Annotated in this window: 14 protein-coding genes; 11 read left to right on the top strand and 3 right to left on the bottom strand. The window is 44.2% G+C overall.

Features of this window, described 5'->3' with window-relative positions:
• Positions 1-57: 57 nt before the first annotated feature.
• A complete protein-coding gene (gene arsJ, locus FTW16_RS01270; protein WP_146489786.1) occupies positions 58-1278 on the top strand; it encodes an organoarsenical effux MFS transporter ArsJ in 1221 nt (406 codons plus the stop codon).
• 160 nt (positions 1279-1438) lie between these two features.
• The gene (locus FTW16_RS01265) at positions 1439-2452 is read left to right on the top strand and encodes an acyltransferase (protein WP_146489785.1); all 1014 of its coding nucleotides are present in this window, start codon (positions 1439-1441) and stop codon (positions 2450-2452) included.
• 60 nt (positions 2453-2512) lie between these two features.
• On the opposite strand, the gene FTW16_RS01260 is transcribed toward FTW16_RS01265, so the two are convergent.
• Positions 2513-2842 carry a DUF2500 domain-containing protein gene (locus FTW16_RS01260; RefSeq protein WP_017061032.1) on the bottom strand — a complete coding sequence of 110 codons (330 nt, stop codon included), beginning with the start codon at positions 2840-2842 and terminating at the stop codon, positions 2513-2515.
• Positions 2843-3086: 244 nt separating this feature from the next.
• Between FTW16_RS01260 and FTW16_RS01255 the strand changes: the two genes are divergently transcribed.
• The 4 genes from FTW16_RS01255 to FTW16_RS01235 all read left to right on the top strand — a co-directional run bounded on the left by FTW16_RS01255 (position 3087) and on the right by FTW16_RS01235 (position 6130).
• Complete coding sequence (locus FTW16_RS01255) at positions 3087-3461, top strand: hypothetical protein (RefSeq protein WP_004736595.1); 375 nt, start codon at positions 3087-3089, stop codon at positions 3459-3461.
• A gap of 926 nt (positions 3462-4387) precedes the next feature.
• Positions 4388-5008, top strand: coding sequence for a lysoplasmalogenase (locus FTW16_RS01245; protein WP_146489784.1), 621 nt, complete (start codon positions 4388-4390; stop codon positions 5006-5008).
• 90 nt (positions 5009-5098) lie between these two features.
• A complete protein-coding gene (locus tag FTW16_RS01240; RefSeq protein WP_017061034.1) occupies positions 5099-5335 on the top strand; it encodes a YecH family metal-binding protein in 237 nt (78 codons plus the stop codon).
• A 210-nt stretch (positions 5336-5545) separates the two neighbouring features.
• Positions 5546-6130 (top strand): YhgN family NAAT transporter, encoded by a 585-nt coding sequence (locus FTW16_RS01235; protein ID WP_146489783.1) that lies wholly within the window; start codon positions 5546-5548, stop codon positions 6128-6130.
• A gap of 115 nt (positions 6131-6245) precedes the next feature.
• Here FTW16_RS01235 and FTW16_RS01230 read toward each other — a convergent pair whose 3' ends face one another.
• Both FTW16_RS01230 and rsmD read right to left on the bottom strand, forming a co-directional pair.
• On the bottom strand, positions 6246-6512 hold the full coding sequence (locus FTW16_RS01230) for a DUF1145 domain-containing protein (RefSeq protein WP_016784000.1): 267 nt from the start codon (positions 6510-6512) through the stop codon (positions 6246-6248).
• Between the two features lie 10 nt (positions 6513-6522).
• Positions 6523-7125 (bottom strand): 16S rRNA (guanine(966)-N(2))-methyltransferase RsmD, encoded by a 603-nt coding sequence (gene rsmD, locus FTW16_RS01225; RefSeq protein WP_017061036.1) that lies wholly within the window; start codon positions 7123-7125, stop codon positions 6523-6525.
• A gap of 230 nt (positions 7126-7355) precedes the next feature.
• On the opposite strand from rsmD, the gene ftsY reads away from it, so the two are divergent.
• From ftsY to glpE, 5 genes are all read left to right on the top strand, one after another.
• Complete coding sequence (gene ftsY / locus FTW16_RS01220) at positions 7356-8615, top strand: signal recognition particle-docking protein FtsY (RefSeq protein ID WP_146489782.1); 1260 nt, start codon at positions 7356-7358, stop codon at positions 8613-8615.
• A 78-nt stretch (positions 8616-8693) separates the two neighbouring features.
• Positions 8694-9371 carry a cell division ATP-binding protein FtsE gene (ftsE, locus tag FTW16_RS01215; RefSeq protein WP_004736585.1) on the top strand — a complete coding sequence of 226 codons (678 nt, stop codon included), beginning with the start codon at positions 8694-8696 and terminating at the stop codon, positions 9369-9371.
• A complete protein-coding gene (ftsX, locus tag FTW16_RS01210; protein WP_146489781.1) occupies positions 9358-10326 on the top strand; it encodes a permease-like cell division protein FtsX in 969 nt (322 codons plus the stop codon). The genes ftsE and ftsX overlap by 14 nt, the downstream gene beginning before the upstream one ends.
• A 177-nt stretch (positions 10327-10503) precedes the next feature.
• Positions 10504-11361 (top strand): RNA polymerase sigma factor RpoH, encoded by an 858-nt coding sequence (gene rpoH / locus FTW16_RS01205; RefSeq protein WP_108083487.1) that lies wholly within the window; start codon positions 10504-10506, stop codon positions 11359-11361.
• A gap of 442 nt (positions 11362-11803) precedes the next feature.
• Entirely contained in the window at positions 11804-12124 is a 321-nt protein-coding gene (gene glpE / locus FTW16_RS01195) for a thiosulfate sulfurtransferase GlpE (protein ID WP_048658877.1), read from the top strand.
• Positions 12125-12140 lie beyond the last annotated feature (16 nt).

Genomic DNA, 12140 nt, shown 5'->3' with positions numbered 1-12140 from the left:
GTGTTAAGCTTATCGTGATCCAAAAGCTCTTTTTGTTTTGATTGCAGAGATAGCATTATGTTTTCAAATCTAAGTAAGAGCGTTCGCCAATACATGTTGGTGACTTTCAACTACTGGAACTTCACCATTACCGATGGTGCACTTCGTATGCTGGTGGTCCTGTATTTCTACGACCTTGGTTACAGTTCGTTAGAGATCGCCTCACTGTTCCTTTTCTATGAATTCTTTGGTGTGGTGACGAACCTAATCGGTGGCTGGCTGGGGGCGCGTCTTGGCCTCAATAAGACCATGAACATTGGTCTCGGGATGCAAGTCTTTGCCTTGGGTATGTTGGCATTGCCATCGGCTATGTTGACTATTCCTTGGGTAATGGCAGCGCAGGCCTTGTCAGGTATCGCTAAAGATCTCAATAAGATGAGTGCCAAGAGCTCAATCAAAACCTTGGTACCGGATGAGCAGCAAGGTGCTTTGTATAAGTGGATTGCGATTCTGACTGGGTCTAAGAATGCGCTGAAGGGTGCAGGCTTCTTTATTGGTGGTTTGCTGCTTTCAATGATTGGCTTCCAATACGCTGTGCTTGCGATGGCAGTCGTGTTGGCCTTAGTCTTCGTTGGCAGTGTGTTGAGCTTAGAAGCGGACATGGGTAAAGCGAAAACCAAGCCTAAATTCAAACAGATCTTCTCTAAGTCAGAATCCATCAACATCCTATCTGCAGCGCGTATGTTCCTATTTGGTGCCCGTGATGTGTGGTTTGTGATTGCTTTGCCGATTTACCTAGGCAGTGTGTTTGGTTGGGATCATTCATGGGTTGGTGGTTTCTTAGCTGCTTGGACTATCGCTTATGGCTTTGTACAGGGCATTGCGCCGAAGATTACTGGTAAAGCTCAAGGCAAGGTGCCAGATGGCCATGCTGCGCTGTTATGGGCAGGTGCGCTGGCTATCGTGACTGCTGCTATCGCTTATGCAGTACAGATTGGTTGGCAACCAGAGCTCGTTATCGTGGGTGGTTTGATGGTATTTGGTGCCATCTTTGCGGTGAACTCATCACTTCACTCATATTTGATTGTGAGTTATGCGAAAGGCGATGGCGTTTCTCTTGATGTCGGTTTCTATTACATGGCAAACGCGATGGGCCGTTTGATTGGCACGATATTGTCGGGCTTGGTATTCCAAATGGCAGGTTTGTCTGCGTGTCTGTGGGTTTCCTTCGCATTCTTAGCGATAACGACGGTGATCTCTCTGCGTTTACCTAAAGTACCGCAAATCTCAGCGGCATAAGCTTCAGCCGCATGAGTAAGAGCTCAAGTCGCATAAGCTAGCGTCGTATGAGCTAAATTCGCGATAAGCATCTCCTTTAACACTAAGCTGACTTGGTATTTATTCCGGTCAGCTTTTTTATTGCTATAGTAGAATGATTGAATATTAATCAGGCATTTACATGAAGCAGCGAATTCTCTTTTTTGATTTAGCACGATGTGTCGCGGCCGTAGCGGTTATCGCGATTCATGTTTTGGCGCCTTATCGCAATGAATTGGGCACTATTCCTTTCGGTGAATGGCTTACTGCCATTACGGTAAACGGTTTCAGCCGCTGGGCAGTACCTGTGTTCATTTTGATTACTGGCGCACTGATGCTCAGTGACCAGCGCCCGTTTGACGCCAAATACTACCTCAAGCGTCGTCTGGGCAAGGTACTGATACCTTTCATTGTCTGGTCGCTTTTCTATACCTATCTTTCGGGTTGGTCGGCAATGGGCTTTGATGCCGACGTCAGTTGGGACGTGTTGCTTAATAGCTACCATCATTACACCTATTACCACCTTGGTTTCTTCTATTACTTCATCCCGCTCTACTTTGTGATTCCGTTCTTGCAGATCATGGTCAGAAAGTACGGTGATAGATCTGTCTATGCCTTTACGGCGGTATGGTTGTTCACAACATTGCTGTTCTTACTGAAAATCGATGGCCCTTGGAGTCACGAGTTGTGGTTGTACACCGGTTACTTACCATTGGGTTACTTGCTGTATAAGATTGTGCCACTTAACAAGATGACAGTTGGCGTGAGTGTATTACTGGGTGGATTTGCGTTACTAACCACGGTTTACATGGTGGTTGATGCAAGCTTGGTGGCAGAAGAGTACACGGTAGGGCGCTGGTTATCTTACAAGACGTTGAATACCGTATTAGCAGCGAGCATGGTGTTCATGGTATGCCGTTACTATGGTGAAGGCTTGTCTGATAAGAGTAACCAAGTAGTTGGCTTTATCAGTAAGCACAGCTTAGGTATATACCTGCTGCACCCTATTGTCTTGTGGCCAATGAAAGAGTTCGGTTGGTACCAAGGACATCCAGCTTGGGTTATTCCATTATGGATTGTGATCAGCGGAGCTGGCGCGTTATGGATGAGCTGGTTGGTCTCTAAGTCAGAGAAAACACGTTGGTTATTGCCTTAGCGGTGAGTGCTAAGGCTTTCTGATGGATTGCTTAGGGGAGACAGTTGAAGCGGCTGACGTTTAGCGCTTCAACGCAAAGTGCAAGAACTTATCGCCTTGGTAGGTTAAGGTTCCTTTGTCGCCCGGGTTAAGGGCGTGGAAGTAGTGGATGCCGACTTGGAATTCTCGCTTCGGACCAACCACACCACGTTGAACGTAAATCCAGTACTCTTGATCTTCTTGGCCAGGTTCTGCGTCAGGAAGGTCGATGGATTGTTTGTCTAACACCGTGACATTCACTTTCTTCTCTGGCGCATTTTCACCTTGCGAGTGTTTTCTATAGAAACCAATAAATACCCAAGCCGCTAGAGCAGCGAGTGCAAAGATGGCAAAAAAGAGTGAATTAGGCATATAACCTCCATGTAGTCGTGATGGTTATTCTAGTCTTTCAGGCAATAGGGATATGTGTTTAAAGCCGTTATTCGTGAACTGTTGTAAGCCAAGCTGATTATTTTTCGGCAGACATCACATTTAATGGCCAGTTTGGGATAAAGCATTGTTATTTATTGTCTCTTTCTCTCGTAAATAACAGTGATTTTGTATAAGAATAGGGAAATGCTCGACTAGAATTATAGTGTGGAGTGGGAGGGCCAAGATGACCGATATTGAAAAAGTGGTGACAAGAACTCGCAATATAGAGAAATTATTGAGGCTTCAATATCATGCCGAAGGCGAAGGATTACATGAGCTTGTAACAAGCTGTGAAGAAAGGTTACCGCACGATATGGTGAGTAAGCTGCGTTATATCGCAACGTGTCGTAACAAGGTAGTCAATGAACATGAGGCTAAGTTGGAAGACCAACATAAATTCATCATGATGTGTAACGACTGTGAGAAGGAGCTGACTCCACGTAGTGGTCGTTTTATCTGGCGAGTTGCGATTTTACTGATGATGGCAATGACTTTAGCTGCCGCAGGTTTCTATTATGCGAACTGGGATGTGCTAACACTGCATCTGTTTTCGAAGTGAAAAAATTGAACAAAAAAAGGGACGCTCATGGCGTCCCTTTTTTTATCTGTAACTTGCTTAGTACATCATCGGTAGTGTCATTAGACCTACAACTACCGCGATCATTACAAGTCCTTGTCTTTGCGAAGATGAAATCATAACACTACTCCTAAATTTGGTTGTCTCTCGCTATGTTTTAAAGAATAGCCCACTTATAGGTTTAGATCAAGAATTACTTTCGAAAGCTCCAAAAGTAGTAGAAAACTATTAGTTTTTGGCTTGTTTGTCTCTGTTTAACTGTGTGTTTTGGTGTGTTCTTATTTTGTTCGTTGTGATTCATGTTTGTTCTTATTTATTTTAAGTTGCTGTTTTATAATGGTTGTTATGTGTGATTTATATTGTTAAAGGTTGTTAAACTGTATTAATGGGGGTTGGTGGTGGTGAGGTTTGTTTTGGTTGGTTTTTTAAATTTTCGGCTTGGTTTTTGTGGCGGTTTTTACCGGGGGCTTGAAATAACCTGACAAAACTGGGCTTTAAAAAAGAAAACTGGCTACTTTACAAGTCTAGGGTTGGTTGGTGTTTTTATTTTCCTATTAAACTTGAGTTTATATATTTAAGTTATTGTTATTGTTTGCTTTAAATGTTTTTATTTTAATTTTTCAAGTGTGGTTTTTGGCGGAATATGGTCGGTTTTGGTGGGTTTGATAGGTTAGAATTGACCAAAATTCAAGTATGGTGACTCTAATGCCAGTTTGAATGGGTTTTATGATGATTCGCGCTAGTTTTAAACGAATGGCCATTGTCACGGTAGTAATTGTTACGACTTCAATCTAAAGAGACTCTTTTTAGTGGAAGCGTAATCAAGATCCAACTTTGAGGCGCTGAGGCTTTACATCAACACTCGTGTGCCTAGACTGGCGACGATTTAAAGCAATAGGGCAAATGGTATGTGGAGTTGGTTGGCGGTTTCCTTGTCTGGTATCGGAGCAATAGCAGGAACGAAACATGGACATATCGGTCAGGCCTTATCGTATAAGGTTTTTACCTTTGTATTATTAGCGACCATTGCTTTAACTCAATCTGTCGTTGCTGATTTTACCTATTGGGTCGTTGCTGGGTTGGCGGTTTCTGCGATCGCAGATGTCTTGCATACTGTTACTCAAAAACGTTCTCTGCATTTTGTTTGCTTCTTGTTGGCTCAGCTCTGTTACAGCAAAGCATTTTGGTTACAGCTATCAGGAGAAATGGTCTGGTGGTTGTTCGCGCTGCTGTTGGCGGCTTGTGTCGTTGCTTTCTTCTTATTACTGCCTCGCTTAGACAAACTCGTCTTTCCTGTGGTTATCATGGGTATTGTGCTTATTCAGCTTGCATGGGCTTCTGGTGAACTCTGGTTGCTTGATCCTCAACTGTCGCATGCGGTGGGCTTTGCTGGTTGTGCCGTGTTGCTGCTTTCGGCATTAGCATACGCGCTAAATTTCTATCGTAGCCCAATTAAGGGTGCCTACTTTTGGGTGACGGGCAGTTACTTTCTGGCTCACGCTCTCATTGTTGCTTCCCTTACCATTTAGGGTAGAGCTAGCTTAACTCTGAGCTACATCAAGGCAGCTCAGATGAAAGTAGGTACTCTACATCTACTTCATTAAACATGAGATAGAGTTATGACTACCGAAATTCATGCACACAACGTTTTAAACCTACTGAGTGAAAAGCCACTGACTCGCGAAGAGTTGACGCAGGAGCTTGCTCAAACTTATGGCGCAGAAGCGCGCTTTCATACCTGTAAGCTGAACGGCCTGGATTTAGATGGATTGCTGAAGTTTTTCTTGAAGATGGAAAAGGTCGTAGTTATTGATGACAAGCTTTGCACTAATCGCGAACGTGTGTGTAACCACTAATTCCCAGTGACTTGGTTTTTAGAGCCTTTTGGCTTTTATAGATTAAGAGGAGTGGATGCGATGTTTTCGGTTCCACTCTTTAAATTACCTTTCTATTTGCTCTCGAAAAATTCCCTTCTAATTACATAAGTTAATCCTTTTATTACTGCGTTCGAAAATCAATGTTGAGGCTGCTATACTCCGCGCACTTACGCTTTTCGAGACAAACTTATGGAAATTTTATCTGCAGCGACCATGCTGTTTCTTATTATGGATCCGCTTGGTAATCTACCAATCGTGCTCTCTATCCTTAAGCATATTGATCCGAAGCGTCGCCGTATTGTTCTTGTTCGTGAACTGATGTTTGCGCTGATTATTCTGCTGTTGTTCTTGTTTGCTGGTCAAAGCATCATGAACTTCCTGCACGTGCAGCCTGAAACCTTGAGTATCTCTGGCGGTATTATTCTGTTCATCATCGCGATTAAGATGATCTTCCCAAGTGCGGGCAGTATTACCGGCCTTGCGGCGGGTGAAGAACCGTTTATTGTGCCGATGGCGATCCCAATGATTGCTGGCCCTTCAGTTATTGCGGCATTGATTCTGTTGTCGACTCAGCACCCTGACAATATGTTAGAGCTTTCAGGCGCGGTGATGCTGGCTTGGGGGGCTACCTTCTTTATTCTGATGTTTAATGGTTTCTTCCTGCGAGTGCTGGGTGAGAGGGGCCTTAAAGCCATCGAACGCTTGATGGGCTTGTTGCTGGTTATGTTGTCGACGCAAATGTTCCTAGATGGTGTGAAAGGCTACATGGCTTAATGTCGTTACCACAGTAAATAAAAAAACGCCGCTCAAATGAGCGGCGTTTTTGTTTCACTGTTTCTGTCATGATGTTTTCTGTAGCTAAGCGTTTTATATCTGAGCTTAAGCTTGATTACATCATGTGTTTGCGTCGGATATCGAGTAAGGCAAAGACGCCGAAAATCAATATTGACCACTTCTCCCAACGTGACATCTCGATCTTATCGCCGAATGCACCGATGAAAATCAGCATCTGCAGGCCGTGCATGAAGAACAAGAATGCTGTCATGATATAAAGCGCAATCGCAGCATTACCCGGGAACGGGTAGAAAATATTTACGATTAAGATAAACCAAACAAAGGCGATGGCTGCTTTTGCTAGTGGAAGCAAGAACTTCATTCAATAACTCCTATTCTTCAGTGATTCGATTGAACAGTCGGTAGCTTGACTGTCCGGTGGTCTTGTCGCGATGCAATTCCCAGTTCTCTGGCATAGCTTCGAGTTTCAGTTCTTTTTCTGTCTCGACGTAAATGATGGCATTGTCTGCAAGCCAACCGTTACTCTCAAGCAGTTGTACTGTTTCTGCCAGTAAGCCTTTACGAAATGGTGGATCAAGGAAAACCATATCGTAAGGAGTGCCCGGTTTCTTAAGGAAAGAGATAGCATCAGTATTCACGACATTGATGTTGTCTGCTTTGAGCTCTTTCGCGTTATCAGAAAGCTGTTTGGCTGCCTTTTGATTCATTTCGAGCAGTGTCACCATTTTTGCTTGGCGAGAAGCTGCTTCAAAACCTAGACCGCCAGAACCGGCAAATACATCCAAGCAAGTTGAATGTGGGATATCTTGAGCCACCCAGTTAAAGAGTGTCTCTTTTACTCGGTCAATGGTTGGGCGTAATCCTTCTAAATCATGAACTGGTAGCTTTCTACCTCTCCATGAGCCACTAATAATTCGAACAAAGCCTCCGGATGGCTTTTTTTGTGATGTGTTTTGCTGGCGACGTCTTACCATAGATTTTTTGACCGCTAATAAAGTGATACTATACCGAGCCCAATTTAAGTGGGTTTGTGTATTAAATAAATTTGCAATGACAAAGTGTATCAAGCTAAAAGCAAACTTATCACTGCTTTGTCATTTTTCTTTACTATTCGTTTGTACAAGCTTGTATTGTATAACAATAGCAAAGAGTCGACGTGTATTAAGTCAATACAGCTAATTAGTAGATCTAGGAAACTCCTCTGATGACGGAAAAAAAGAAGCGCGGATTATTATCGTGGCTTGGTTTTGGTGAAGAAGAACAAAGCCTAAAAACTCAGAATGAAGCGAACGTAGAAAACGTTGAAGATCAAACTGAAGTTGAATCACAAGTCGAGGCTGAAGCTGAAGTAGCTAAGCCAACTGAACCTCAGTCAGTTGAATCTGAGCTTGCTGAATCAGATCAAGCGCTTGAAGAGACTCAAGAAGAGCAGCAACCTGTCCTAGCAGAAGCAGAAGCAGAAGCAGAAGCAGAAGCAGAAGCAGAGCAGGAAGAAGTGGTGGCTCCTCAAGCTAAGGTTGAAGAAGTACAAGAGAAGCCGACAGAAAGCTTCTTTGCTCGCCTTAAGCGCAGCCTAAGTCGTACTAAAGCAAACATCGGTGCGGGTTTCTTTGGTCTATTCAAAGGTAAGCAAATCGATGAAGATCTGTTTGAAGAGCTAGAAGAACAACTTCTGATTGCTGACGTGGGTATGAATACTACCGTTAAGATCATTGAAAACCTGACAGAAAAAGCATCTCGCAATGACTTAAAAGATGGCGAAGCTCTATATGGTTTGCTCAAAGAAGAGATGGCAGACATCTTAAGTCAAGTGGAACAGCCACTGGTTGTTGATACCACTAAAACACCTTACGTTATCTTAATGGTTGGTGTGAACGGTGTGGGTAAGACAACTACGATTGGTAAGTTGGCGAAACAATTCCAAAATGAAGGCAAGAAAGTGATGCTAGCTGCGGGTGATACCTTCCGTGCAGCAGCGGTTGAACAGCTTCAGGTTTGGGGTCAGCGTAACGATGTGCCAGTTATCGCTCAGCACACTGGTGCGGACAGTGCGTCTGTTATCTACGATGCGATTGAAGCAGCGAAAGCGCGTGGCGTTGATGTTGTGATTGCCGATACAGCGGGTCGTTTGCAGAATAAGAGCAACCTGATGGAAGAGCTACGCAAGATCGTTCGTGTAATGAAGAAGATTGATGACTCTGCACCACACGAAATCATGCTAACGCTAGATGCAGGTACGGGTCAGAATGCTATCAGCCAAGCGAAACTATTCAGTGAAGTGGCTCCGGTCACGGGTATTACATTGACTAAGCTAGATGGTACGGCGAAAGGTGGTGTGATTTTCTCAATTGCTGACCAGTTCCAGATTCCAATCCGCTACATTGGTGTGGGTGAAGGTATTGATGACCTGCGTCCATTTGAATCTAAAGACTTCATTGAAGCACTATTTAGCCGCGAAGAGTAACGCGAGTAGCAAAGTGGTTTATCCTTAATTTGCTACCGTTTTTAAATTTGATATTAGTGATCGTAAGAGGAATTTTCGGTGATCAAATTTCAGCAAGTGAGTAAAGCTTACCGAGGTGGAAGACAAGCGCTCCAAAAAGTAGACTTTCACCTGAAACGTGGAGAGATGGCTTTTTTGGGTGGGCACTCTGGGGCTGGTAAAAGTACCTTGCTGAAGTTGATCTGCGCGATAGAGCGTCCAACCGATGGACGAGTCTGGTTCAACGATCACGATATCACTCGTATCCCAGCCAAAGACATTCCTTTCTTACGTCGTAATATTGGGATTGTTTTTCAAGACCATCGCCTGCTGATGGATCGCTCGATCTTCGATAACGTTGCTCTGCCTATGCGCATTGAATCTATTTCTGAAAACGAAATAAAACGCCGAGTCAGTGCTGCGTTGGACAAAACAGGTTTACTAGACAAGGCCCGTTGTTTGCCAAGCCAACTTTCGGGTGGTGAACAACAACGCGTGGGTATTGCTCGAGCTGTGGTGAACCGCCCAACTCTGCTTTTAGCAGATGAGCCTACCGGTAACCTAGATCCTGAATTATCTAACCGTGTGTTGCGATTGTTTGAAGAGTTCAACCGCGCAGGTGTTACGATCATCCTAGCGACGCACGATATCGGGTTAGTGAACACTCGCCCTCAATACCGCCATCTTGAATTAAACCAAGGATTTTTGAGTGAGGTTGAAGACTATGGCCGCGAATAAGCGCATTAAGAAACCTCAATCTAATCGAGCAGCGAACCGCACCTCAAGCGACGGCTTCTTTATTGTTCACTGGAAACAAGCCAAGTCATCGTTCTCGCAAATGTGGCAGCGCCCGTTAGGCAACTTGCTGACCCTTGCGGTGATCTCAATGGCGTTGGCGATGCCAGCTTGTTTGTACCTATTGGGTAAAAATGTGGGTGAAGTAGCGCAAGATGTCACTAGTCCGTCACAAATAAGTGCTTATGTAGAGGATGGTATTCCTGAGCCCCGAGTAATGGTGCTTAAGGATGAAATCGAAAGTTGGGATCAAGTCGAGCTGGTGGAGTACATCTCTCCACAGCAAGGGCTTGCAGACCTCAGCCAGTATTCTGGTTTTGAAGATGCCCTAACCATCCTAGACGATTATTCACTGCCAGGTGTGCTGGTGATTACGCCAAGCGTACACAGCGATACCCTAATTAAAGAACTGGCAGGCACAGTTAAACAACAAGAATTAGTCACCGATGTTCGCTTAGACGAAGATTGGTTAGCTCGATTAGATGCGATCAAAGCATTAGCGGCTGTCATCGTGATTACCTTAACGGTATTGATGTTGGGCGCGGTATTTCTGATTATCGGCAATACACTACGATTTAATGTGTTGGCGCATAAAGAAGAGATTCAAACCATGAAGCTGATTGGTGCGACCGACAGTTATATTCTTCGACCATACCTTTATGCAGGGATGTGGTTTGGCGTTTTAGGTTCGATTAGCGCTTGGGTAATGACGGCATTGATTACCGTATTACTGAACAGCGCAGTGGATGACTTGGCTCAGCTATACGACAGCCACTTCCGTTTAATTGGCCTGAGTTGGGATGAATCTTTACTGCTTTTGATCATCGGAACCCTGCTGGGTAGTGTGGCTGCGAAGCTTTCTGCACAGCGTCACCTAAAAGAAATTGAACCAGTTTAGGTGAATAGAGTCATATTTAGACGAAAAATAGGCACTTCTTAACCAGTTTTTGCCTTGTATAGACGAATTGATTATGCATAATTACTTCCCCCTCCTTGAAACCTGTTCATTTTAGGTTCAAGATTGTCGGGTTTTAATAGATGTATTACTCCAGATCAGAGATTGATGAGGAACCGAATGGCAAACCAAGCGTATCAAATGGCTTTAGTCACACAAGATAGTTTAGATAGCTATATCCGCTCAGCGAACAGCTACCCAATGCTGACACCTGAAGAGGAACGTGGACTTGCAGAGCGATTACATTACAAAGGTGAGATCGATGCTGCGAAAGGTTTGATCCTTTCCCACCTACGATTCGTGGTGCACGTTGCAAGAGGCTACTCTGGCTACGGGTTGCCAATGGCTGATCTCGTCCAGGAAGGTAACATCGGCTTGATGAAGGCTGTTAAGCGCTTCAATCCAGAAGTTGGTGTTCGATTGGTTTCTTTCGCAGTTCACTGGATTAAAGCTGAAATCCATGAATACGTTCTGCGTAACTGGCGCATCGTTAAAATTGCGACAACTAAAGCACAGCGTAAACTGTTCTTTAACCTTCGTAAGTCTAAAAAGCGTTTAGGTTGGTTTAATAACGGTGAAGTTGAGACAGTTGCTCGTGAGCTAGGTGTTGAGCCTTCTGAAGTTCGTGAAATGGAATCTCGCTTAGCGGCACAAGACGCGACGTTTGAAGCGCCTATGGACGATGACGACGGCGGTTCTGCTTACACAGCTCCAGTTTACTACCTAGAAGACAAAGCATCAGACGTTGCTGAAACGATAGAAGCGGCTAACTGGGAGTCACACACCAATAACCGCCTAGGACTCGCACTAGCAAGCTTAGACGAGCGTAGCCAACACATTGTTCGCTCACGTTGGTTAGACGACAATAAAGCGACCCTGCAAGACTTAGCGGATACCTACAGCATTTCTGCAGAGCGTGTTCGCCAGTTAGAAAAGAATGCGATGAAGAAATTGAAGCAAGCCGTTGGCGATTTCTAATAGCATCTAGTTTCTATTAGCTTCTACCTTCTAATAGTAGAGCTAGCAAATAACTGAATTTTGAAAAGGCCGAGATCGAGAGATCTCGGCCTTTTTGTTTTGGATCGATTTCTCAATTTTTGCGATCGAAATTTGCAAAATGATTTTGTGGATAACTCTGTGAGAAGTTTATTCGTCAGCTGTCTAAAAGCAGGGTGTAGTAAGGCTTTGACGGGGTTTTTCGAGTGGGGATATTTTTCAGTTAACCCACAGTTAGATCAGGATCCTTACTACATGTTGTGGATCTATTTTTAAAAAGGCACTTTATTCACGCAATTCACAGATTTATCCACAAATGGTGTAAAAGTGATCGCTGGTGGATAACCTTATTAAGTGGATGTGAATGTTAGCCTTGGGATAGGTTACAATGGCAGCAAAGTAAATCAGTATAAAAGAGAAAGTCATGGACCAGTTTAAACATATCGATGTTAAAGGCGCTCAAGCCCTCATTGAACAAGGCAACGCTCGACTTGTCGATATACGTGACCCGCAGTCTTTTGCGGTTGCTCACTCACAAACAGCCTACCACCTGACTAACGATACAATGGTGTCGTTCATGGATGAGGTTGAGTTCGAACAACCTATCTTGGTGATGTGCTACCACGGTATTAGTAGCCAAGGTGCAGCACAATATTTAGTGAACCAAGGCTTTGAAGAGGTATATAGTGTAGACGGCGGTTTCGAAGCTTGGCACCGTGCTGAACTTCCTGTGATTGCTGGTTAATTACCTTTATCGCTTC

The organism is Vibrio sp. T20 (assembly GCF_007858795.1).
In the GTDB taxonomy this organism is placed as follows: Bacteria; Pseudomonadota; Gammaproteobacteria; order Enterobacterales; family Vibrionaceae; genus Vibrio; species Vibrio satsumensis.
This window is presented reverse-complemented; position numbering and strand designations above follow the sequence as displayed.